Annotated in this window: 23 protein-coding genes; 8 read left to right on the forward strand and 15 right to left on the reverse strand. The window is 69.7% G+C overall.

The window, feature by feature from the left end:
* Nucleotides 1-688: 688 nt before the first annotated feature.
* From CKO31_RS27185 to CKO31_RS07530, 5 genes are all read left to right on the forward strand, one after another.
* Nucleotides 689-1,384, forward strand: a complete 696-nt coding sequence (locus tag CKO31_RS27185; RefSeq protein ID WP_200235547.1) for a hypothetical protein — start codon at nucleotides 689-691, stop codon at nucleotides 1,382-1,384.
* 296 nt (nucleotides 1,385-1,680) lie between these two features.
* Entirely contained in the window at nucleotides 1,681-4,569 is a 2,889-nt protein-coding gene (locus CKO31_RS07515; protein ID WP_200235549.1) for an alkaline phosphatase family protein, read from the forward strand.
* A 364-nt stretch (nucleotides 4,570-4,933) separates the two neighbouring features.
* Nucleotides 4,934-5,236, forward strand: a complete 303-nt coding sequence (locus CKO31_RS07520) for a hypothetical protein (protein WP_200235551.1) — start codon at nucleotides 4,934-4,936, stop codon at nucleotides 5,234-5,236.
* An 8-nt stretch (nucleotides 5,237-5,244) separates the two neighbouring features.
* Nucleotides 5,245-5,598 (forward strand): type II toxin-antitoxin system PemK/MazF family toxin, encoded by a 354-nt coding sequence (locus tag CKO31_RS07525; RefSeq protein ID WP_200235553.1) that lies wholly within the window; start codon nucleotides 5,245-5,247, stop codon nucleotides 5,596-5,598.
* Between the two features lie 191 nt (nucleotides 5,599-5,789).
* Nucleotides 5,790-6,317 (forward strand): Uma2 family endonuclease, encoded by a 528-nt coding sequence (locus CKO31_RS07530; protein WP_306341719.1) that lies wholly within the window; start codon nucleotides 5,790-5,792, stop codon nucleotides 6,315-6,317.
* Between the two features lie 444 nt (nucleotides 6,318-6,761).
* Here the strand turns inward: CKO31_RS07530 and CKO31_RS26735 are convergent, their stop codons facing one another.
* The 7 genes from CKO31_RS26735 to CKO31_RS07565 form a co-directional block, all read right to left on the reverse strand.
* Entirely contained in the window at nucleotides 6,762-6,941 is a 180-nt protein-coding gene (locus CKO31_RS26735; RefSeq protein ID WP_242475233.1) for a hypothetical protein, read from the reverse strand.
* An 87-nt stretch (nucleotides 6,942-7,028) separates the two neighbouring features.
* Nucleotides 7,029-7,382 carry a type II toxin-antitoxin system HicB family antitoxin gene (locus CKO31_RS07540; protein WP_200235555.1) on the reverse strand — a complete coding sequence of 118 codons (354 nt, stop codon included), beginning with the start codon at nucleotides 7,380-7,382 and terminating at the stop codon, nucleotides 7,029-7,031.
* Complete coding sequence (locus tag CKO31_RS07545; RefSeq protein WP_200235557.1) at nucleotides 7,379-7,621, reverse strand: type II toxin-antitoxin system HicA family toxin; 243 nt, start codon at nucleotides 7,619-7,621, stop codon at nucleotides 7,379-7,381. The genes CKO31_RS07540 and CKO31_RS07545 overlap by 4 nt, the downstream gene beginning before the upstream one ends.
* A gap of 264 nt (nucleotides 7,622-7,885) precedes the next feature.
* On the reverse strand, nucleotides 7,886-8,506 hold the full coding sequence (locus tag CKO31_RS07550) for an SUMF1/EgtB/PvdO family nonheme iron enzyme (protein WP_200235559.1): 621 nt from the start codon (nucleotides 8,504-8,506) through the stop codon (nucleotides 7,886-7,888).
* 113 nt (nucleotides 8,507-8,619) lie between these two features.
* On the reverse strand, nucleotides 8,620-9,816 hold the full coding sequence (locus tag CKO31_RS07555; RefSeq protein ID WP_322789107.1) for an HlyD family secretion protein: 1,197 nt from the start codon (nucleotides 9,814-9,816) through the stop codon (nucleotides 8,620-8,622).
* Between the two features lie 36 nt (nucleotides 9,817-9,852).
* Nucleotides 9,853-10,290 carry a hypothetical protein gene (locus CKO31_RS07560; RefSeq protein ID WP_242475225.1) on the reverse strand — a complete coding sequence of 146 codons (438 nt, stop codon included), beginning with the start codon at nucleotides 10,288-10,290 and terminating at the stop codon, nucleotides 9,853-9,855.
* A gap of 727 nt (nucleotides 10,291-11,017) precedes the next feature.
* Entirely contained in the window at nucleotides 11,018-11,491 is a 474-nt protein-coding gene (locus CKO31_RS07565; RefSeq protein ID WP_200235563.1) for a DUF29 domain-containing protein, read from the reverse strand.
* A 596-nt stretch (nucleotides 11,492-12,087) separates the two neighbouring features.
* Here CKO31_RS07565 and CKO31_RS07570 point away from each other — a divergent pair.
* A complete protein-coding gene (locus tag CKO31_RS07570) occupies nucleotides 12,088-12,393 on the forward strand; it encodes a hypothetical protein (protein WP_200235565.1) in 306 nt (101 codons plus the stop codon).
* Between the two features lie 163 nt (nucleotides 12,394-12,556).
* Here CKO31_RS07570 and CKO31_RS07575 read toward each other — a convergent pair whose 3' ends face one another.
* The 8 genes from CKO31_RS07575 to CKO31_RS07610 form a co-directional block, all read right to left on the reverse strand.
* Nucleotides 12,557-14,374, reverse strand: a complete 1,818-nt coding sequence (locus tag CKO31_RS07575) for a V-type ATP synthase subunit A (RefSeq protein ID WP_200235566.1) — start codon at nucleotides 14,372-14,374, stop codon at nucleotides 12,557-12,559.
* Nucleotides 14,371-15,063: a hypothetical protein gene (locus CKO31_RS07580; RefSeq protein WP_200235568.1), complete on the reverse strand. Its 693-nt coding sequence runs from the start codon at nucleotides 15,061-15,063 to the stop codon at nucleotides 14,371-14,373. The genes CKO31_RS07575 and CKO31_RS07580 overlap by 4 nt, the downstream gene beginning before the upstream one ends.
* Complete coding sequence (locus CKO31_RS07585; protein ID WP_200235570.1) at nucleotides 15,060-15,380, reverse strand: V-type ATP synthase subunit F; 321 nt, start codon at nucleotides 15,378-15,380, stop codon at nucleotides 15,060-15,062. Before CKO31_RS07585 ends, CKO31_RS07580 begins: the two co-directional genes overlap by 4 nt.
* Before the next feature lie 18 nt (nucleotides 15,381-15,398).
* The gene (locus CKO31_RS07590) at nucleotides 15,399-15,755 is read right to left on the reverse strand and encodes an ATP synthase subunit C (RefSeq protein ID WP_200235572.1); all 357 of its coding nucleotides are present in this window, start codon (nucleotides 15,753-15,755) and stop codon (nucleotides 15,399-15,401) included.
* Complete coding sequence (locus CKO31_RS07595; RefSeq protein ID WP_200235574.1) at nucleotides 15,752-17,581, reverse strand: V-type ATPase 116kDa subunit family protein; 1,830 nt, start codon at nucleotides 17,579-17,581, stop codon at nucleotides 15,752-15,754. Before CKO31_RS07595 ends, CKO31_RS07590 begins: the two co-directional genes overlap by 4 nt.
* Entirely contained in the window at nucleotides 17,581-18,366 is a 786-nt protein-coding gene (locus tag CKO31_RS07600; RefSeq protein ID WP_200235576.1) for a hypothetical protein, read from the reverse strand. The genes CKO31_RS07595 and CKO31_RS07600 overlap by 1 nt, the downstream gene beginning before the upstream one ends.
* Entirely contained in the window at nucleotides 18,363-18,695 is a 333-nt protein-coding gene (locus CKO31_RS07605; RefSeq protein ID WP_200235578.1) for a hypothetical protein, read from the reverse strand. The genes CKO31_RS07600 and CKO31_RS07605 overlap by 4 nt, the downstream gene beginning before the upstream one ends.
* A 97-nt stretch (nucleotides 18,696-18,792) precedes the next feature.
* On the reverse strand, nucleotides 18,793-19,593 hold the full coding sequence (locus tag CKO31_RS07610; RefSeq protein WP_200235580.1) for a S1C family serine protease: 801 nt from the start codon (nucleotides 19,591-19,593) through the stop codon (nucleotides 18,793-18,795).
* Nucleotides 19,594-19,972: 379 nt separating this feature from the next.
* Between CKO31_RS07610 and CKO31_RS07615 the strand changes: the two genes are divergently transcribed.
* Both CKO31_RS07615 and CKO31_RS07620 read left to right on the forward strand, forming a co-directional pair.
* Complete coding sequence (locus CKO31_RS07615; RefSeq protein WP_200235581.1) at nucleotides 19,973-20,290, forward strand: ATPase; 318 nt, start codon at nucleotides 19,973-19,975, stop codon at nucleotides 20,288-20,290.
* 16 nt (nucleotides 20,291-20,306) lie between these two features.
* Entirely contained in the window at nucleotides 20,307-21,365 is a 1,059-nt protein-coding gene (locus CKO31_RS07620) for a V0D/AC39 family V-type ATPase subunit (protein ID WP_200235583.1), read from the forward strand.
* The last annotated feature ends 91 nt before the right edge of the window (nucleotides 21,366-21,456 follow it).

A 21,456-nucleotide genomic window follows, 5' to 3' on the forward strand; every position in this document is an offset into this window, starting at 1 on the left:
GACACTTGTCCCGCGAGGGCTCCGCATCGGACATCAACCGCGCGCGGCGGAAGGGCGGCTCAGGCATCAACAATCAGCGGTGTCCGGAGATTGAAGGCAAAGGCTGGACCGGGCGCCCCGACGCGCGCGTGTCTCGGCGGCAGGCTTGCGCTTCGCCCCAGGCTAACCGGCCACCGCGCCGAGCTGTCTGTAAACATTTGTGAAGCGATGGTCCCGCCGGGATAGCCGCGCTGCCAGCCCGGAAGTACAACGGGGGCGCTGGCAGCTCGCTCGGATTTTCGCCGCGATTTCAACCATCGCGCCACCATTGCTCCGGGGTGGTGACCGTCCGACTGTGCGCCCACGCCACAGGAATTAGGTCAGGGTTTGCCTCAGGCCGGGAGGAGTAGTAGGCACTATGCCGCCCTTGCCACAACCACTGATGTTTGGTTTCCTTGCGGCGGTCTGAGCCAACGCCGAGGCGGGTGCGGGCGGGAGAGCGGCATACAGTGCTGATCCGGTCTCCGCAGGGTGGCAGCCACGGCCACACCTGGGTTGGCGTTACAGTCGACGCACTTACGTGCTCGAGTGTCAGCCACATCGGCAGACCCACCAGGCCGCATTGCAAATCCTGCCCAGTCGAAGACGAGCCGCTCGGACTGCCCGACACCACCCGCTTCAATTGCCGACGCAACCGAGGACCGCAGCCATGCAGCAGTCAGATCCCACAGACGGCAGCCGCCTGACAACGACCCTTGCCCGCTATTCCGCGCTCGCGGCCACCGCCGCGGTCCCCGCCGCCAACGCCGCCATCGTCACCGGCAGCGTCAACGACACCGTCGGCGTGGGGGGCACGGGCACCGAGGCCCCGTCCGGCAAGACGTTCCTGTCCGTCGACATCACCGACGAGCTGGGGCTGACGACGCTCACGGACATCTCTTTCAATTCTTCCACCAGCTACCTCTTCATTTACGGCGCGAACTTTCGAAACTTTTCGTACACAAATAGCTTTGGCGGCTATCGGGGCCTCGCCGGCGAGACTTGGGATATGATCGGCACCACCACGGCCGGCTTCGGTGACGTGAACTTCAGCAACTTCCAAGCCGGCACGGGCTACGACCCGGCGGGCTGGAACAACGGCGGCTTCCTCGCCTTCCGCTTCGACAACGCCGGCACCGACAACTACGGCTGGATGCGCCTCGAGGGCTTTATCACCGGCCCCACCAGCGGCTATGTCGAGGTCGTCGACTGGGGCTACGACGACACCGGCGCCAAGATCGAGATGGGTGCCACCGGCGTTCCGGCGCCGTCCACCGGCCTGCTGGCCCTCGCCGGCGGCTTCCCGGCCGTTGCCGCCTATCGCCGGCGCAAGCGCAAGGAGCGCGAGGCACAGGCCGCGGCCTGATCCTTCCCGCGAGCCCAGCGACGACGCCCGCGCCATGACCAACGGCCCGGGCGTTGCCCCGCGCATCAGACCCGGTACGCCGACGCCGCTTGACCTCGGGCCGATCCGCGCTCGATATCACGGGGCCAGTGACCGCACCGGCCCCTGCTGCGCCGGCGCGCGCCCAGCCCGCCGGCGCTGCCCCGTCGGTACCGATGCCCATACCCCATGCCCGCGCCGTCGACGCCCGGAGCATTGCATCGGCGGCCGGCACGGCCGGCCGCTGCGCACGCCTGACTGACCCCATCGAGCCGCTGATGCCTGCCACAAGCCCCGCCCGCGCCAAGCGCAAGGTCCTGTTGATCGGCTGGGACGCCGCCGACTGGAAGGTCATCCACCCGCTGATGAACCAGGGCAAGATGCCGAACCTGGCGCGTCTCGTCGAGCGCGGCGCCATGGGCAACCTGATGACGCTGCGCCCGGTGCTGTCGCCGATGCTGTGGACCTCCATCGCCACCGGCAAGCGGCCCTACAAGCACGGCGTGCTGGGCTTTCAGGAGGTGACCCCGGACGGCAGCGCCGTGCAGCCGGTCTCGCAGCGCTCGCGCCGCACCAAGGCGCTGTGGAACATCCTCAATCAACAGGGCCTGCGCTCCCTCGTCGTCGGCTGGTGGCCGAGCTGGCCGGCGGAGCCCATCGACGGCGTCATGGTCTCGAACCACTTCCAGCGCGCGGTGGGTCCGCTGGACCAGCCCTGGCCCATGCCGCCGGGCACCGTGCACCCGCCGCATCTCACCGAGACCCTGGCGGGGCTGCGCTTCCACCCGAGCGAGCTGGAGCCGTCGCAGGTGCTGCCGTTCGTGCCCAAGGCCCTGGAGATCGACCAGGACAAGGATCGGCGCCTGGCCGCCGTGATGAAGGTGCTGGCCGAGTGCACCTCCGTCCACAACGCCGCCACCTGGCTCATGGCCCACGAGGACTGGGACCTGTGCGCCGTCTATTACGACGCCATCGACCACTTCAGCCATGGCTTCATGAAGTACCACCCGCCGCGGCGCGAGCACATCCCGGAAGCCGACTTCAACCTCTACCACGGCGTCGTCGAGGCGGCCTACCGCTTCCACGACATGATGCTCGGCACCCTGCTGGACCTGGCCGGCCCCGAGACCACGGTGGGGATCTGCTCCGACCACGGCTTCCACCCGGACGCCCTGCGGCCGGTGCGCCTGCCCAAGGAGCCCGCCGGCCCGGCGGCGGAGCACCGCGAGCTGGGCATGCTGGCCATGGCCGGCCCCGGTGTCGTGCAGGATCAGCTCATCTACGGCGCCAGCCTGCTGGACGTGACGCCGACCATCCTGAGCCTGTTGGGGCTGCCCTGCGGCGCGGACATGGACGGCAAGCCCCTGGTGCAGGCGCTCACCGAGCCGGGTCCGCTGGAGCGCATCCCGAGCTGGGACGCGGTGAGCGGCAACGACGCGCGCCTGCGAGAGACCGAGCAGTTCAACCCCATCGCCGCCAAGGCCGCGCTGGACCAGCTCGTCGCCCTGGGCTACATCGAGCCGCCCGGCGACGACGCGGCGGCGGCGGTGCAGCGCACCGAGCGTGAGCTGCGCTACAACCTGGCGCGCTCGTACATCGACGGCGGGCTGCAGCGCAAGGCGCTGCCGCTGCTGGAGGCGCTGTATCGGGACGCCCCGGATCAATACCGCTACGGCATCCAGCTCGGCCTGTGCCACCGCAGCCTGGGGGAGGCCGACGCGCTGCTGGATCTGGTCGAGCGCCTCTCCGCGCACCGGCGCGCCGCCGCCGACGACGCCCGCGAGCAGATCGCCCGCCTGCGCCGCGACCAGGGCATCGCCGACGACGACACGCAGACGCCGCTGGACCCCGAGCGCCTGTCCGACGATGACAAGGGGCAGCTCGAGGACTGGCGCACGCTGGCCCGGCTCAACCTCGGCGAGCTCGACTATCTGCGCGGCTGGGCGCTCGGCGCCAAGGGCCTGCACCGCGAGGCCCTGGAGGTCCTGGAGCGAGCCCGGCAGGGCGCACCGCGCCGGCCCATGCTGCAGACCCTGATCGGGGAGACCCACCTTGCGCTGCGCGACTGGCGCGCCGCGGAGCAGGCCTTCGACGCCGCCCTCGACATCGACGACCTGAGCCCCCAGGCGCACCTTGGTCTGGCCATCGCGCTGCTGCATCAGGGTCGCACCGAGCGCGCGGCGGAGCTGGCCCTGGAGACCATCTGGCTGCGCTTCCACTACCCCATGGCCCACTATGTGCTTGGGCTCGCGCTGGTGCGCCTGGGCGAGCCGCGCCGCGCCGAGGAGGCCTGGCGCACCGCGGTGACCCAGGCGCCGGGCTTCACCCGCGCCCATCGGCTCCTGCTGTGGCTCTACCGGCGCCTGTTGTCGGATCCGCAGAAGGCCGCGGAGCAGCAGGCACAGCTGGCAATGGCGCGTTGCCGGCGGCGCAGCACCGCGCCGCCGGCGAGCGCCGAATCGCAGGGCGCCGATCCGGCGTCCAGCCACGGCCCGGCCGTCCCGGCGGTCGCCGTCCACGATGGACAAGGCACTGACGATGCCGGCAGCTTCGATGACCAGGACTGCATCGTCGTGGTCTCCGGCCTGCCCCGCTCCGGCACCTCGATGATGATGCAGATGCTCGCCGCCGGCGGCCTGCCGATCCTGACCGACGGCCGCCGCGAGGCCGACGCGAGCAACCCGCGCGGCTACTATGAGCTGGAGGCGGCCACCCGACTGCGCACCGACGCTGCCTGGCTCGCCGACGCCCACAACAAGGGCGTGAAGATCGTCGCCCAGCTGCTGCCGTTCCTGCCGGCGGGTCACAGCTACCGCGTGATCCTGATGGAGCGGGACCTCGAAGAGGTGCTGACTTCGCAGCACCGCATGCTGGCGCGCAAAGACAATGGACAGACGCCCACAGCGGCGGCGGACCTGGGCAGCGCCTTCACGCGCCAGCTGAGCCAGGTCCGCGCCTGGCTGGCCGCGCAGCCCCATATCCGCACGCTGCAGGTCGACCATGCCGAGGTCATTGCCGAGCCGCGGCGCGCCGGCGCCCGTATCGCGGCCTTCCTCGGCCGCGACCTAGACAGCGATGCGATGGCCGACGCAGTGGATACCGGGCTCTACCGCGAACGGCAATCCCTCGGGGCGACCCGAGGCTCAGCATCGGACCCCGCCGGGTGATGGACGGGCGCTTCAGTTGCGCCCGTCGGCCCATCACCCCGGCAATCTGCGGGTCTGCAGAGGCGACGCCGGCGGTGCCTCCGGGCGCACCGACGCCCGCGCCGGCGGCTGCCTGCGCGCGCCGCATCGATCCCGGACCTTCGCGGCGATCCCCGGTTGACAAGCCACGGGCCGCGGGGCCACGGGGCGCGGGGCCAGGTCTCACATTGCACACAAGCGGGGTGTGAGCGGGGGCTTGCTCACCTGTCCTGTTACATGTGAGACGTGACCCCATTCCCTCGGTGACCCCATTCCCTCGGCCCCGATTTCTCCGCTGCGCGCGCGGTGCGACCTCCCCGGCTCGACCCCGGGGCGCCAGCGCCAGATGGACGATCTCGGGCTTTGGTACGCTGCTGCCGACAGTCCATCCGGCTATCTACGCATCATGCAGCTGACAATCTCCATCCCGGACGATCTCTATGCCAAGGCAGCCCATGAGGCCAAACAGTGCGGTTTGCCGACCGATCAGCTCTGCGCGCGCGTGCTGTCGGAGCATTTCCGCCGGATAGACGAGCAGACCGTCACCGCTCGACTCGACGCCGTCTGCAGTTCAATCGATGCCCCTGATGCCGACGAGGCGTTCGCGCGTCGCGCCGCCCGCAAGACCGCAGCCAGCATTGACTGGTAGGGGCCGGCATGATTCAGCAGGGTCAGGTGTGGTGGACTGATTTGGCTGATCCTGTCGGTTCCGAACCGGGTTATCGTCGACCTGTCGTCGTTGTTCAATGCGACGCCTTCAACGCCAGCCTGATCCGCACGGTGGTTTGCGTCGCGCTGACCAGCAATCTCAAGTGGGCCGACGCGCCGGGCAATGTCATCCTCGCAACCGAGGAGACCGGCCTGACCAAGGACTCGGTGGCAAACGTCTCCCAGATCATGACCCTTGATCGCGATTCGCTCGATGAGTGCGTCGGCAGGCTGGCTCGCGCACGCCTCGATGCGATTCTGCGTGGCATCGACATGGTGCTTGGCCGCGGGTTTGTGCGATGAGCCGCTTTGCGGCACCGGGTCGTAGGTTCGGGACGTTGGCGCGTTGTCGTACGGGATGATTGCATCTTGATCCCGCACGGCCCGGACCGACAAGCGGCTGAAGTATGCCGATTTCGTGGACATCTATGCCGACCTAACCAACGCACGCCCAAGTCCACCCGCGCCCGGCCCGGCGCAGCCTGTATGAGCAGCTGGAAGCACTGCCCGCCGGGCTGATCGGCGAAATCCTCGACGGCCAGCTCCACACCCAGCCGCGCCGGACGGGCATCCACGCCTTGGCGGCGGCGGTCGTAAGCGGCGAGCTGTACGGCCCCTTCCAGCGCGGCCGCGGTGGCCCCGGCGGCTGGTGGATATTGCCGGAGCCGGAGCTGCACTTCCTGCGGGACATGGAAGTGGACGTGCCGGACCTGGCCGGCTGGCGGCGCGAGCGCATGCCGCGGGTGCCGGCGGGCCACCGCTTCGAGATCGTGCCCGATTGGATCTGCGAGATCCTCTCGCCGTCCACACAGAGCAAGGACCGGGAGATCAAGCTGCCCATCTATGCCCGCTTCGGTGTGCCCTACGCCTGGCTCATCGACCCCGTCGCACGCCGCATCGAGACCTGCCGCCTCACCAACGGCGCCTGGCAGGACACCGGCACCTTCACCGGCGTCCTGCACCAACGCATCCCGCCCTTCGATGCCGCCGCCATTGATCTTGCGGCGCTGTGGGGGGCGTAGGTCAGGCCGAGCCGACAGTGAGCCGATGCCGTGGCCGTATTGTGCGATCCGTAAGAGCCAGCCCATGACCTCCGTCACCTTGTCCAGCAAGTTTCAGCTATCGATCCCAAAGCGGGTTCGCGATGAGATGCAGCTGAACGCCGGACGGCAGTTTGCAGTCATTCCTAAGACGGCACCATCGTGCTGATGCCCATCCGCTCTCTCGAATCGATGCGGGGCGCCCTCAAAGGCAAAGATCCGACCGGCTGGCGCGATCGCTCAGAACGTCTGGATCGCATTGAAGGACCCCGGTCGACACCTGCGCCTGGATCGAGTGGCTCACCGACGTCGACCTCGCCGGACGGTTCGAGCCCTTCACAGCTCGCATTCGCCGACGCCGTCATCTACGCCACCGCCCGAGAGCATCAGGTGGAGCTCGTCACGGCCGACGACCATTTCGAAGGGCTACCCGGCGTGACCTATTTCAGCAGGAGCCTGTGCCTCCGGCAGCGGGCCCGGCCGCGCCAGCCGCGCCGCGTGCTCCGCCGGCACGCCAATGTTGTTGATGGTCACGGCGCCATGCACCGTGCCGACGGCGGCGCCGCCGTTGCGGGCCTGGATGCTATGGGTCTGCTTGTCCGTCATGTGCCGTCTTGATCCGCTCCACGTGGGCTTGGGCGGGCTGCCGGAGCAGCTGCGGCAATGCGCCCCCAACGGCTGCGCGCTTCGGGGTCAGCTTTGTGAGGCGCTGCGCCCCAGCCCCTCGGCGAGATAGCTCGCCACCAGGGTGTTCATGCTGACGCCGTCCAGCCGGGCGCGGGCGGCGAGCCGGGCATGCAGGCTGCGCGGCACGCGGGTGACGAAACGGCCACTGAAGGCATCGCCCGGCTGTGGCACCTTGCGCCCTGCGGCTTGAACGGCGTCGAGCCAGGCCGCGACGGCATCCTTGCCGTTCTCGATGGCCTCTTCCGGCGTGGCGCCGTCAGACAGGCAGCCCGGCAAATCCGGGAAAGCTATGAGCCAGCCGCCGCCTTCCTCCTCGGACAGCGGGCGCATCTCGAACGGGTACTTGGGCAGCTCGGTCATGGGTCGACTCCCAGCTCTTCCAGCAGGGCCAGAAACTGCTGGATGTAAACAGGTTTGATGGGACGCTTGAACGGCACCGTGACGGCCAGCTCGCAGTCAGGATGGAGGAACACGAAGTGACTGCCGCCCGCCTTGCGCACCTGGATGCCGAAGCGTTGCGCCAGCGACTCCAGTTGCTCGATACGCCAGCCTCGCGGGTTCGTGCGCATGCGCGCGAGCAGCTTGTCGGCCTTGGTCATACCCGCATGATACCGCTGGTGATACCAAGTCGCGACAACCAGCCTGACACAGGGGGCACGGCCGTCCCAATTTCAGCAGGAAGCAGAGCGCAGGCCGACCCCAAAGCGCCCACGCGGGGCTGCCATCGGTGATCAGCGCCAGAGCTCAGCCATTGCAGGCAGCGGCACTCCGCGGTGATGGGAGCGGCATCCCGCCACGAATTGGGCAGAACCCATCTGCGCCTGCAGATCGCAGCCAGAGGCCGCTCCCATCAGCCCGGCGCATCAGCTGAGGCATGAGCTGATCACCCTGACTGTGTAGATCGTGCCGGCGCTCCGGCGCCGACACGGGGTGACCGCCGCTCCCGCGGCGCGTCTCGGGCCACGCGCCGCGGAAGCGGGCTTCATGCGCTCTGAATCCGCCTCGTCGCCCCAGGGATAGCGCCGCCGCGGCTCGGGGTTGGCCGCGAGCGGTGGGTCGCGCCCGATCTCCGCGGCGAGCTCGGTCAGCGTGCGCATCAGCGTCGCCCCCGGCGCCGGGATGCGCTCGCCGCCCTGGGCCGCCTGCTGCCATTCGGGCTCGGAGCGCAGCGTCACCCGCCAGCCGGCCGGCAACAGCCCCCGGCGCTGCCAGTGCTGGGTGAGCCGGTCGGCGCAGCGCATGGCCTCGCGCCAGAAGACGTAGACCACCGGGGTGTTGGCTGGGCCGCGCAATGAGCGCGCGTCCTCCGCCTCGCGACCGGCGCCGTCGAGGTAGGCGCGCCACTGCGCGACGGTCAGCGGCCAGCGCGCGATCCACCAGCCGTAGTCCAGCCGATGCGGTCCGGCGCCGGTCTTGGCGTCGATGATGCCCTCGTCATCGGGACAGACACCACGTGCACCGGCGCGACGCTCAGCCGCTCGCACTCTCCCCGCGGTGGGCTCAACGTCCAACCCTGAGGACCCTGCGGAGGCGCTGGGGCGCAACCGATCGCATCCGCGTGGACACTGGCCCTTGCGGCAAGGTCCTGCGACGCGTGTCAGTGACCGCTTAGCACCAGCGTCTTGACCGGCAGCAGCAACGCCTGAATGCGCAACAGCATCGCGTGAACCACACCGACGGTGTCGATCGCGTGCAGGGCGACGCGCTGCAACGGGCCCAAGTCATCGGAGCTCAACCTGTCATGGCTGCTGGTGTAGAGGTTCGCAGCGCAGATGGCGCCTTGGGGCAGGCCCGCCAGCTGACCTTGGTAGAGCGGTTCCAGCAGGACGGTGATGGTGCCTGGCTTTGAGAACTGCTGGATGTCGAACAGCTGGTCCGTCGGCCGCACCTGCCCATTGGCGATGACGTCTTGGACCCCTGTGACAAGCACCGGAATGATCTGCCAGGGCTTGGCCATGCAGGCGACCTCGCCGACCATGCCTTCTTTGATGACCTCGGATTCGAGCTGGCTGAATCCGGCCAGCAAGGTGTCGACCTTGTGATCCGGCACCAGTACGCCCGCGGGGCGGAGCATGGCGTTGACCAAGTCACCGGGGCGCAGCGTGAACTGTTGCACGACCCCATCGGTGCCGGCGACCATCAACGTCTTGCCCAGCTCGACCTCTGCCTCCTTCAGCGCCGCAACCGCGGTTTCCCGCTGCGCGGGGAGTTGGGTCTCGAGCTGCATGAGCAGCGCATCGCGGGCAGCCATTGCGGCTGCCACGGCCGCTTGCTGCGTGGTGACCTGGGTCTCGAAGCGCTGTACGTCGCGCGCGGCAACAGAGCCCGGACTTCGCTGCTCCACGTCCGCGCGCGCCTGGAACTCGTCCTGCGCCTGTTTCAGACCTCCGCGGACCTGCTGGATCCTTGCCTCCGCCTCGGCAAGCTGCGCATTGAGGACGGCCTCTTGGGCGTCGATCTCAGCGACCCGCTTTTGCGCCGTTTCAACATCTGCCTCGAACCGGGAGCTGTCCATGCGAAACAGTGGATCGCCCTTCTGGACCCGTTGGCTGATGCCGACATACGTCTCCTCTACGCGGCCGGTGATCTCAGGCAGGATGGTCACCGAGCGGAACACCGAAGCGGCAGCCGTCGTCGACGGGTGGAAATAGAAGATGGCCGTGATCAAGCTCAGGGTGAGCAGCAGACAGAGCGTGATGCCATAACGCAGCTCGTACCACACCGAGAACAGCGTGATCTCCCGGCCGATGCGCTTGCCCTGGACATAGCGGCGGAACAAGTAGTCCGGCAGCACGGTGACCAGGGAGCAAAGAAGCACTTCCAACATGGATCAGCTCCTGAGCTGGTCGCCGTGCCCGGGGCTCGGCTCCGTGGCAACCGCGTGCTGCGCAGACTGCTGGGGCTGATGATCCAGCTCGGCGCCGGCGGCGTCGTCCCGGGCGCCCTGCGCCTGCTGGACAGGCTTGCTCGCAATCGCCTCGAGCGAGCTGGCAATGGTGCGAAGCGGTGTCGTGAAGTCCGGTAACGGCAGCAACGCCAGCAGCAAGCCAGCGATCCAGAAGGCGTGGTTGTGGGTAAACAACGCCAGCAGCGCCAGCACTGCCACCAGCTCGAATTGGACCTTCTGCCCCTTGTGCGCCATCTGCTCCGGTAAAGCGTGCAGCTTGAAATAAAGAACACCGACGCCGATCAGGGCCGTGAGCAGGAAGAGCCCCGACGCAACCATGAGCGTGTCCGTGGCACCGGGGGCGGTAATGAAGAATGGCAAGTGATGAGGCGCGTCGGGATGCAACGCGTCGGGGCCCATTGTAGCCATGCGATCTGATTGCTCCTTGAGCGTCTTCGATGTGCGCGACGGCCGCTCGTGAGCGGCCTGGATTGCGTGACGGCGACTCCTGCTTGTAGACGCTTGACATTGACGCTGCCCCGTCCTCCGTCAGGCGCCGGTAGGGCCAAGGGCCGAGTGTCTGCGAGCGCGGCCACTGGCCTGACACAGGAGACCGGTCTCCTCGGCCCACCGGGACCGAGGCCCGGATTGAGCAGGCGGCTATCATCGACGAAAGACGCGGTACCGTCGACTCGTGAGCAAGCCGTTATTCAGCCAAAATCGTACAGCTCGCCGCAAGGACATGAGAACCGCGGTTTGTCAACCGAGTGACGCGCGTGCCGGCGGCGGGGACGCTCGCGTTGACCGAGCAAGCCCTGCCCGGATCGCGGGCTACCCAAGTCATGGCCTTCCTGGCGCAGCCGCGGCACCAGCGAAGCCGATCTGGATGGCAATTGGCGGGAGGAACGAGCAAGGGCTCTTGGGGCAATGCGCAACGCAGTAGCCGAGTATGCGTACGGATGTCAAAAGAGGTGCGCAAACGGCTTCGTCCCGAGTACCAGTCGCTATCATCATGTCTGCTACATGGAGCACCTGCGCGCCTGCTTCGGGGCACTGCCCGCGGACCGGGCAGCGTTCCACGGCTGCCGCTTGTGCCCCGCAGCCCCGATTACACGCTAGATTCTGGAAAGAACGCGTCGTCTAGAATCTGCTCCATTGCGTACGGGCAGTCCGGGGGGAAAACCTCGGGGTGGAGGCCAGTCTCCTTGCTGGCGAGTCCGATGGCATCCGCGTAGGCTTCCGCGGCCAGCGCAGCCAGCTCGGCGCGAAGACCGGGGGACTTCTGAAGTCGCTTGGCGACCCGATCACGCTGCTCGATGATGGTCGAGCGCCAACTGTCGCCTTTGAATTCCTTCCAACGCTCCGAGAGCGCCGCGTATTGAAACTGCCACTTGAGCAGATGCGCGAGCAGGATCGTCAAACGGCTTTCAAGCTCGTTCCGCTCGCTGCGGCCCATGTCTTCGAGCTCCTCCACCAAGTGGTCGATATCGAGGTCGGCGAACCGTCTCTTGCTCAGCAGCTCGATCTGCCGCCTTGCCCAAGCGCTGTAGTCCTGTTCGTAAAGCTTGTTCGTGCTCGCCATCTGTTGCCTCCGCGGAAAGAGCCTCCGAGGGCATCGTTGCCAAAAGCCTAGCCATGCGTGTCGAAAAAAGCTCCTCGGAGGACGGCCAAGCGGGACCTGCCGGCGCGGATCTCCCCACTCGCCGCTCCTCTGACATGGACCCTGAGTGTAAACCCCGCCCCTCGGCGGCGCTACGCGGGCTGTCGGCATCTGTAGGCGCATTTCCCAACCTAGTAGGGAGGCGCCGATTGAGCGGCGCCTCCCTAGCGCCCGCTGTGTCAGGCGTTGCAGAGGAAGGGCTGCAGGTCGGTGTCCAGCAGCTCCGGCGTGCGGGTCTCGATGCGGCCGAAATCCTGCTGCGCCGGGCTCAAGAGGCTGCCGGCGTTTCCCGTATGGCCAGCGACTGGCGGCCGCTGGTGTAGACCACCAAGACCTGGTGCCGGGGCAGAGCCTCGGCACCAGCGAAGCCCATCGGGGTGGCGATTGGCGGACGACATGTACGTGGTCAGACGACAAAGTTCACCGACAGCGCTGGCCTCTCTCCACCCGGCGTGTTGTCATCCGCCAAGGCGTGCATGCACGCCGTTTCCGACTATCCCCAACAACAGGAGAGCGACATGCCGAACACCCAAGCCCCCAGCCTGCTGCGCCTCGGCGGCGCCCCGGTCCTGACCCCGGTCCTGATCATGGTCCTGACCCTGGCCCTGGCCCCGACGGCCCTGCTCGCGTCGGACCCGATCACCGGCGCCGCCATGGACGGCATGAAGGAGAAGGCCGTCGACAGCGCGGTGGACAAGGCCGCCGGCATGGCCAAGGACCAGGCCAAATCCGCCATGGGTATGGAAGATGCCGCCAGCGCGGATGACGTCGCCGCAGAGGATGCAGCAGAGGCGGCGGAAACCGAGGCCGAAGAGCAAGAGTAAGCCGCGCCGACAGGAAGGCCGGCGCCGCAGGGACCGCGGCCGCCGTCTGCTCTATTGCACCGCATCTTAGGGTTTCGCGCGGCCGGCGCCACCCACCGCTGACTCGACCACCGGTGCGTGCCCGACCCAAGCCGTCCAATTTCAATCTTCATCCTTCCATCCTTCACACGTCGACTTCCGCCGCTTCTTCACGCAGCCGCCGCACGGTGGCCGTCAGCTCCCGATCCAGCTCCGAGAAGCGCTCCCAGTCGCCTTCGGGGATCTCCTCGCCCATGCGCATCAGCGAGCGGAAGATCGGCGCCGCGTTGATGCGCTCCGGCGGCACGCCGTCGGCGAGCAGCTTGTCGCCGGCGTCGATGAAGCTGCCGATGAGGCGCATCATCACCGCCTGGCGCTGGGGCGTGGCATAGCGGTCGATCTCGGAGAACGCCGACTGGCGCAGGAAGGCCTGGTTGATGAGCTGGGCGCAGAGCAGGGTCAGGCGCTGGCGCGGCGGCATGGCGTCGCGGCCGATGATGCGGGCCATGCGCTCCAGCCGGGCTTCGTCTTCCAGCAGGGTCAGGAAGCGCCGGCGCAGGGTCTCCCAGCGGGTGCAGCCCTCGCTGTGCCACCAGCGCGCCAGGCCCTGGGCGCTGTTGCTGTAGGAGGTCAGCGGGTGGATGGCCGGGTAGAACCTGGCCTGGGCCCGGCGCACATCCAGCGCCCAGAGGCAGCCGACGTAGCGGCGGGTGTGGTTGGTCACGGGCTCCGAGAAGTCCCCCGACGGCGGGCTCACGGCGCCCATGACGCTGACGGAGCCCTGCTCGCCGGCGAGCGTCTCCACCCGCGCCGCGCGCTCGTAGAAGTCCGCCAGCCGCGAGGACAAATAGGCCGGATAGCCGCCCTCCCCCGGCAGCTCCCCGAGGCGGCCTGAGACCTCCCGCAGCGCCTCCGCCCAGCGGCTGGTGGAGTCCGCCATCAGCGCCACGTCCAGGCCCTGGTCGCGGAAGTACTCGGCCACGGTGATGCCGGTGTAGATACTGGCCTCGCGGGCGGCGACGGGCATGTTGGAGGTGTTGGCGATGACCACGGTGCGCTCCAGCAGCGGGCGGCCGGTGCGCGGGTCCTGAAGCTCCAGGAACTCCGCCAGCAGCCCGGCCAGCTCGTTGCCGCGCTCGCCGCAGCCGACGTAGACGATGACGTCGGCATCGCACCACTTGGCGATGGTCTCCAGCAGCACCGTCTTGCCGGTGCCGAAGCCGCCGGGGATGGACGCGGTGCCGCCGCGGGCGATGGGAAAGAGACAATCCAGGATGCGCTGGCCCGTGAGCATGGGCTCGTCCTCGGGCAGGCGCTTGGCCACCGGGCGCGGCAGGCGCACCGGCCAGCGGTGGGACAGGGCCACGTCGTACTCGCCGCCGTCGTCGGTGCGCAGGGTGCAGACGGCGGCGTCCTCGGCCACGCTGCCCGCGTCCGCCAGCTCGACGATGTGTCCCGCCGCGGCATCCGGCGGCACCAGGCAGCGCTGGCGCAGGCCCTGCTCGGCGGGCTCGGCGCCGTCCGGGCCGACGTCGCCGAGGACGGACCCGGGCGCCACCCGATCGCCCACGGCCACCGTCGGCGTGAAGCGAAAGCGCCCGGCGGGGGCCTCGCGCATGCCGGGGCGGACCCAGACCGAATCCGGGGCGGCATCCGGGGCGGCATCGCCATCGGTGCCGTCGACGCCGATGGGCCGCAGCAGGCCGTCGAAGATGTTGCCGAGAATCCCCGGTCCCAGCCGAATCGACAGCAGCCGCCCGCTGCCCTCCACCGGGTCGCCGGGCCGCAGCCCCGAGGTGTCCTCGTAGACCTGCACGGTGATCTCGTCGCGGGCGACGCGGATGACCTCGCCCAGCAGGCGGTCGTCGCCGACCACCACGGCCTCGCGCAGCAGGAACGCGCCCTCGGAGGCCGCGCGCAGCACCGGGCCGCTGATCCAGGTGGTGGTGGCGCGGGCGCTCATGTGGGCACCTCCGGGGTCTCGCTGTGGGTGGATGTCCCGGCGACTTGGGCAGCGCCCCCCGCCCGGGCCTCTGTCCGACCGGCTGCCTGCCCCTTGGCCAGCGCCAGCAGGCGCGCCTCGATGCGCGCGCGATCGCGCAGCAGGCCCTCGAGGCTCATGTCCAGCACGGCACCGCCGGCGGCGACGATGAGCCCCGCTTCCAAGTCGCCGTCCGCGCGCAGCGCCGGCGGCTCGATGCCGGCCTGCCCAAGCCCCGCCAGCGCCGCCTCGCGCTCCGCCTGCGGCCAGCCGCCGGCGTGGCGGATGGTCCAGCCGTGCTCGGGCAGGCGCTCCAGGGCCTGCTCCAGGGTGGTGTCCACCCAGGCACGGCGATGCTCGGCGTTGGCCCAGCGCTCGGCGAGCTGCGCCCTAAGCCCGGGCCAGGCGGCGGCCAGCAGAGCCGCATCGGCATGCTCGCCGCGGCGGCGCTCGACGGTGGCCCGCTCTGCGGCGGCGGCGCGCAGGATGCCCTCGGCGCGGGCGCGCTCGGCGACGATGCGCTCGTGCAGCGCGGCGCGCTCGCGCCGGTAGGCGTCGTGGATCAGGGACCGGGCCCGCGTCTCGGCCTCGGCCCGGATCTCCCGGCAGGCCTTGTCGCGCTCGTCCGCCACCAGCTTGAGCAGGGCGCGCTCGCGCTCTTCGGTGTTCATTCGGCCAACCCCAGCTGTCGTTTCAAGACCGCCGTGAGGTCCGCAGGCGCCATGCGCCCGCGGGCGTCCGCCACCACCACGCAGGGCGGGCGCTGCGCGGCCAGCGCCTCGGCTCGCAGTGGCGCCGGCAGCGCAGCGGCGGCCTCGGCGGTGAGAATGATGAGTCCGACGCCGGCGTCGCGGCGCAGCTCGCGCAGCAAGGCCGCGACCTCGGGCTGCGCCGGCGTGCGGCAGTCGGCACCGGCGAGGCGCCAGCCGGCGGCGCTGACGGCATCGCCGACGAAGACGCAGCGGCTTGCAGCGAGCACGTCTGCCATGGCGGCCGGCCCGACGGCTCAGATCTTGTTCAAGATCAGCACCGAGACGATGAGCCCGTAGATCGCGATGCCCTCGGCGAGCCCCACCAGGATGATGACCTTGCCGAAGAGCTCCGGCTTCTCGGCCAGCGCACCCACGGACGCCGCGCCCACGGTGGCCACCGCATAGGCCGCCCCCAGGGCGCCGACGGTGGTGGCCAGGGCTGCGGCGACGAAGCCCCAGCGCTGCACGCTCGGATCCATGACACGCTCGGCGATCTCCACGACTTCCCCCTGCGCGAAGGCCTGCGGCTGCCACAGCAGCACGCTCGCCAACACCGCCACGAGCACGGCGGAGACGAACAGCGAGCCGGCGACAAGAACGGATTTGCTCATGACGGACCTCCTGTGACGAGGGCGGGGGGCGCCGGCAGCGGGCTGAACACCCGCCCGGTGCCCTTGAGGAAACGGTTGAAGAATTCGAACAGCACCAGCCGCGTGGTCTGGATGGACACCACCAGCCCCTCCAGCAGGATGATCACCAGATTGCCGAGGATCAGGATCAGCACCGCGGCCCAGCCGGGGGCGGCGGCCGCCATGGTGACGACGGCCGCCGACAGCGCCGCGTGCGCCAGCGCAAAGGCGCCGACACGGGCGAAGGACAGGGTGTTGGTGAGCAATTGCAGCCCGCTCTCGGCGAGATGCCCCAGCGCCGCCAGCGCCCCGAGCAGCTTGTGCGCGATCCAATAGGACCCGGCGATATACCAGCCGAGCCCCAACAGCGCGAGCCAACCGAGACCGAGATCGGGCAGCGCGAGCATACCCACCAGGCCCAGGTACAGCACCAGCATGCCCGCGTCCACGGCGAGCCAGTGGCGGGCGTGGCCCGCCGCCAGCGCCCCGAAGCCCGCCAGCAGCTGACCCAGGGAGAGCAGCGCCACCGCGAACACCAGGGGCACCGCAAGCACGACCAGCGGGTGCTCCAGCGGATGCAGCCACAGGGCCGGAATCACGTGCTCGATGCCGAACAGGCTGCCGAAGAGGAAGCCGAACAGCGTCGCCGACGCGCCGCAGAGCACCATGAGCCGGGCCATCGGGAACCTGGGCATCAGCCACAGGCCCACAGCCACCAGCACCAATCCCTGGCCGACGTCGCCGAACATGTAGCCGAACAACAGCGGCACCACCACGGCCAACAGCGGCGTCGGGTCGGCCTCGTCGCCGCCGGGCACGCCCAGCGCCCGGGCGAAGAGCTCGAAGGGCTTCAGCCAGGCCGGGTTGTGCAGCACCTGCGGCGGGCGGGCGCCCGCCGGCGGCGGTGCGAAGCGCAGCAGCGCACGGGTGTCGGCGCGCGCCAGGGCCGCCGCCAGGCGCTCGCCGTGGAGGTCGTCGGTCCAGCCGGTGATCCAGGCCAGGTGCTCGCCGGCGCGCTCCAGCGCCCCGACGCGGCGGCTGAACCACTCCAGCCACTCCGCCTCCCCCAGGCTGTCGCCGAGTGAGTACTCGTCGAACAGGGTGTCCAGCTCGGCAGTGAGGTGCACCGCCCGCCGGGAGAGGAAATTGCGGCGGGCGCGAATCCGTGCCAGCGCCGTGACAGCATCGCCCTTGAGCCAGGCCGGGCGCAGCACGAGCCGCCCGTGCTGGGCCTTCACCTGCGCCTTGGCCGCGTCCAGCCGATCCGCGGGGCCGAGGATCATCCAGCAGTCCTCGTCGCTCCAGGGGACGCTGCGCGCCAGCAGGGGCTCCGGCAGCGCGAGCTCGGTGCCGGCGGGGAGGATGGCGCAGAAGGTGCCGAGCATGGGCCCGGAGTCGGTCACCCGCGCGAAGTCCAGGGTGCTGCCGCGCACCTTGCCGATGATCTGCTCCAGCCACTTGAGGCCGGTCTGCTCCTCTTCGCAGGCTTGGAGCTGGTCGATGAGTGGGTCGGCTTCGCGCTGCCAGGCGGCGATGCGGGTCAAGGCGCGCTCCATCACCTGCACCGGCGCCGCCAGCAGCGGGCCGCGGCGCAGACGCCCGCGCTGCCAGTAGCGCTGATAGCGCTGCGCCAGGCGCTGGTATTCCGCGATGCCGGCGGCGATGGCCGCCAAAGGCTGCTCGGCGGTCTCGGGCGCGCGCAGCTCCAGCTCCACGGCGCCCGTGCGCGCCAGCTCGGCGAGGGTGTGCACCGCCTCGCTGCGGGGGCAGAGCACCTCGAACCAACGGGTGGCGAGGGGGCGGAGCATCAGGCGGCCTCCTCTCGGCTGCCGGCCGCCGGCACCTGCGGGAACAGAGCCCGGTCAAGCAGCGCTCGGCGCAGGCGCTCCAGGTCCAGTGCCAGCAGCGCCAGGTAGGTAAAGGGCGCCGCCGGCGACAGGCCCAGACCGTGGAAGCGAAAGCGCAGGCGCTCACGCAGCGCTTGGCGGCGGGTCCAGGCCCGCTGCGGGCTGCCGGTACGAAAGGCGGCCAGATGCTCGCCGAGAAGCCCGGCGAGGCCGTCCAGGTCGGCGCGCGCCGCCGCTCCGGGGTGCGGCCAGCGCCGGCGCCAGGCGTTCGTCCACAGCGTCGGCACCGGGCCCGCGGCCGGGTCCAGCAGCGGCGCCAGCCCTGCTTCGGCCACCCGTGCCTCCACCAGGGCGCCGTCGTCATCCAGCAAGGCCGCCAGCGGCGCGGCCTGCCGGGCCCACGCCGGCAGCGCCCCGCCCCGGCGCAGATGCTCGATCACACCGGCAAGCGCCAGCCACCGGGTCCAGCGCACGGCGTCGCGCCAGGACTCGGGCACGAAGTCCGCGACGGCGTCGATCTCGGTGAGCAGCAGCCCGCGCACGCCGGCCTCGATGTCGGCGGCGGTGCTGGCCGCGGAGAAGGCCTTGACCCAATCCCGGTGCGGGCCGTTGCGGGCATCCTCAAGCCAGGCGCCGAGCCCGCGGATGCCGCTGATGCGGCGCCAGTCGTTCTCTGTCGGCAGGCGTCCGTAGCGGGCCTGCACCCGCGCCTGGGCGTGGGCGAAGCTGCGGTCGGGGGCGCTCACGGCTGCCCCCCGGTGAGCTCGGCGGCCAACGCGGCCGCCAGCGCGTCGACCAGTGCCGCATCCGGCTCGGTGGCCGTCTCATCGGCGGCGGCATCGGCAGCGAGCGCTTCCAAGCCGCGCTGAATGCCGCGGTCGGCGATGCGGTGCGCGGCCCGAATGCGGCGCTCGGCCCGCTTGGCAATGCCGCGGGCCTCGCGCTCGGCGGCGGTGATGCGGGCATCCGCCGCGTCACGGCAGGCGGCCACGGCTTGCCGGGCCTCGGCCTCGGCCCCGAGCACGCGATTGAAGGCCGCGTCAACGGCGCGGCCGTCCGCACGCTGGTCAGTCATGGCTGCTGTCGTCCCATCTGCCCGTGCATCCGCTGCCGCGCCGGCGGTTCTGGCGCCGCCGCGCCCAGCATCTGTGCGCTGCGCATCGACCCCGCCGTCAACGCAGCCCGGCTTTGCTCATGAGCGCGCGCACATGATCCACCGGGATGGCATAGCTGATGCCGCTCGGATCCTTGATGGCAGACTCGCGCGTGCGCTTGACATACACACTGTTGATCACACCGATCACCCGGCCCGAGTCCACATCGTACACGGGGCTGCCGCTATTGCCGGGGTAAGCCGTGGCGTCGAGCTGCAGTATCTTGAAGGGGGCCGACAGCCGTTTGATCATCTCCGGTGTCAGCTCCCGCCCGGAGCCGACCGGCGCCGCAATGGGTGCCAGCGCCGCCACCACGGCGCGATGGGTAGCCGAATAGAGACCGAGCGCACCCAACAGCGGGTAGCCCGTGAAGGCCGCCCATTGGCCTTCCCGGATGTCGGCGGTGCGCCCCAGGGTGACCGCCGGCAGGGAGCCGCCCTCGAAGCGCAGCAGGGCCAGATCGTGCTCGCGGTCTGCGGCCACCAGCTTGGCGGGGCGCATCTCGGTGCGGTTGTCGGCGCCCGGGCGATAAACGGCGACGGTCTCCCGCCTGCCCTCGTCGAGCTTGCGCGGCACCACATGGGCATTGGTGACGACATGATTGGGCGCCACCACGAAGCCCGTGCCCCGCGGCTGCTTCTGCGTTTGCCGCACGGCCATGTAGGTGCCGACGGCGACGACGCTGCGCTTCATCTGCGCCGCGGTGGCGGGCAGGTCCGCAAGCGCCGGGCCGCCGGCCAGCGGCAGGGCGAGCAGCCCGGCCGCAAGCAGACACGCTTCGCAGGTGCGGCGGGTGCTGGATTGGACGGCGTTTGGCATCTGGCCTCCTCGGTGCGGGGACGGCGCGGCAACGGCCGGGTGACGGCGACATCAAATCACCACGTCCCTAGTGGAATATTAGTACATACTCATGGGAGTCGCGGGACCTGTGGCACAGTCCACAGGATTCGCTGCCGGCATGCTGCGCCGCCGGCGCGCCAGTACGCATGACACGCATCAATGCCGAGGGCCTCGGGGCGCGATGCCCTAAGATCACCCGAGGCGCCAAAGGCTTCTATAAGCCCATTATTGACTACTGATCCATGGCAAGCTTGAGGCGTCCGGCGCTGGCCAGAGGGGCCATGCTTTCGCTAATCTTCGCGCCGTCGGACCACCATCCCACCCTGCGTCCACCCATTCCCCCGCCCCGGAGTCGCCGATGGATGACACCCTGAAACGCCTGCTCGATGCCGAGATGCGCGCCGAGAAGATCGCGCAGGAGGCGGAGCAGGAGCGTGAGCGCATCATCCAGGCCGCCATGACTGACGCTCGGGCGGAGGACCAGCGCTTCACGGCCCGGGTGCCGGACCTGCACCGCAGCTTCATCGGGAAGGCCGAGGAGCGCGCCGAGCAGACCATCGCCGAGCTCAAGCGCCGCTACGACGAGCGCCATGTGCAGCTACGCAACACGGCCGAAGAGCGCGAGCAGGAGGCCTTGGAAACCGCCTTCGAGCTGCTCGTCGATCCGAGCCGCTGACTGCACGCGCCCGATCATGACCAACACCGATCAGGCCTATCTCAACACCCGCGTCACGGCCATGTCCGTGCAGCTGCTGGCGGCGACAGAGCTCGCGGAGCTCGCCCGGCTGGACCTGACGGCGCTGGCCGAGCGCTTTCAGCTGGAGGCCCTGCTGGACGAGCAGCTGCGCCCGCGGACGAAGGCGCGCGCCGTGGAGCAGACCCTGCTGCACCTGCTGCTCGCCGACCTCGCCGTGCTGACGCGGCCGATGGCGGCCGCCGAGCGCGGGCTGTTGCTGGCGTGGGCGCGCAAGTATGCGCTGTTCAACTTGAAGACCCTGATCCGCGGCAAGCTCCACGAGCTGGACCAAGGCGAGATCCGCGAGAACCTCTATGAGCTTCCGGCCCGCGTGCGGCTGCCGCATCAAGAGCTGTATCGGGCGGAGAACGTGCCCGAGCTGCTGCGGGTGCTGGAGCGGGGGCCGCTACGGCTCATCGCCCGCCAGGCGCGCGAGTCCTACGAGCAGCGCCGTGATGCCTTCGTGCTGGAGGCGGCCGTGGATCAGCGTTACTACGCCGAGCTGGCGCGCCAGGGCACGCTGCTGCGCGGGTCCGAGGCGCCCGCGATCCAGAACCTCATCGGCGCGGTGCTGGATCGCGTGAACGTGCTCTGGCTGCTGCGCTTTCGCTTCTCCTTCGGCTTCTCGCCCAGCGAGGCCTTCTACCAGCTGGTGCCCTCCAAGCGCCTGCTGCACCGCGACCGTTTGCTGACCCTCGCCAACATCGACGGCTTCGATGAGGTGCTCGCGGCCATGCCCCCACCCTTGGACACAATGCTGGCGGGCAGCCCCAGCCTCATCGAGGTGCAGCGCCGCGTCGGTGCCATGCTCATCGACGAGTGCCGGCGCACCCTCAAGCGCGGGCGCTCAGGCGTCGCCCGCGCGCTGGCTTATTTGATTTTGCGCGAGCACGACGTCCACCAGCTCTACGCGCTCATTCAGGGCCAGCTGTTGGGCCTGCCGCAGGACGTGGTGCACATCGCCGTGGGCCTGGCGGACCCGCATTGCCCGAGCGGCATCCGGGCCGCCGCCTGAGCGCCGTCATCTGGACACACCGAGCACACCGAGCCAGACGACCGTGTCAATACCGAGCATGCGTGAGCCTCGTCCCGATCCACTGCCGGCG

It is taken from the genome of Thiohalocapsa halophila (assembly GCF_016583825.1).
Taxonomy (GTDB): domain Bacteria; phylum Pseudomonadota; class Gammaproteobacteria; order Chromatiales; family Chromatiaceae; genus Thiohalocapsa; species Thiohalocapsa halophila.

Coding starts and splice junctions, on each gene's coding strand:
- CKO31_RS07605 (WP_200235578.1), bottom strand. CDS start 18,695: ATGACTGACCAGCGTGCGGACGGCCGCGCCGTTGACGCGGCCTTCAAT.
- CKO31_RS07585 (WP_200235570.1), bottom strand. CDS start 15,380: ATGGCAGACGTGCTCGCTGCAAGCCGCTGCGTCTTCGTCGGCGATGCC.
- CKO31_RS27185 (WP_200235547.1), top strand. CDS start 689: ATGCAGCAGTCAGATCCCACAGACGGCAGCCGCCTGACAACGACCCTT.
- CKO31_RS07595 (WP_200235574.1), bottom strand. CDS start 17,581: ATGCTCCGCCCCCTCGCCACCCGTTGGTTCGAGGTGCTCTGCCCCCGC.
- CKO31_RS07620 (WP_200235583.1), top strand. CDS start 20,307: ATGACCAACACCGATCAGGCCTATCTCAACACCCGCGTCACGGCCATG.
- CKO31_RS07515 (WP_200235549.1), top strand. CDS start 1,681: ATGCCTGCCACAAGCCCCGCCCGCGCCAAGCGCAAGGTCCTGTTGATC.
- CKO31_RS26735 (WP_242475233.1), bottom strand. CDS start 6,941: ATGACGGACAAGCAGACCCATAGCATCCAGGCCCGCAACGGCGGCGCC.
- CKO31_RS07580 (WP_200235568.1), bottom strand. CDS start 15,063: ATGAACACCGAAGAGCGCGAGCGCGCCCTGCTCAAGCTGGTGGCGGAC.
- CKO31_RS07525 (WP_200235553.1), top strand. CDS start 5,245: ATGATTCAGCAGGGTCAGGTGTGGTGGACTGATTTGGCTGATCCTGTC.
- CKO31_RS07545 (WP_200235557.1), bottom strand. CDS start 7,621: ATGACCAAGGCCGACAAGCTGCTCGCGCGCATGCGCACGAACCCGCGA.
- CKO31_RS07570 (WP_200235565.1), top strand. CDS start 12,088: ATGCCGAACACCCAAGCCCCCAGCCTGCTGCGCCTCGGCGGCGCCCCG.
- CKO31_RS07520 (WP_200235551.1), top strand. CDS start 4,934: ATGGACGATCTCGGGCTTTGGTACGCTGCTGCCGACAGTCCATCCGGC.
- CKO31_RS07610 (WP_200235580.1), bottom strand. CDS start 19,593: ATGCCAAACGCCGTCCAATCCAGCACCCGCCGCACCTGCGAAGCGTGT.
- CKO31_RS07615 (WP_200235581.1), top strand. CDS start 19,973: ATGGATGACACCCTGAAACGCCTGCTCGATGCCGAGATGCGCGCCGAG.
- CKO31_RS07590 (WP_200235572.1), bottom strand. CDS start 15,755: ATGAGCAAATCCGTTCTTGTCGCCGGCTCGCTGTTCGTCTCCGCCGTG.
- CKO31_RS07540 (WP_200235555.1), bottom strand. CDS start 7,382: ATGACCGAGCTGCCCAAGTACCCGTTCGAGATGCGCCCGCTGTCCGAG.
- CKO31_RS07565 (WP_200235563.1), bottom strand. CDS start 11,491: ATGGCGAGCACGAACAAGCTTTACGAACAGGACTACAGCGCTTGGGCA.
- CKO31_RS07575 (WP_200235566.1), bottom strand. CDS start 14,374: ATGAGCGCCCGCGCCACCACCACCTGGATCAGCGGCCCGGTGCTGCGC.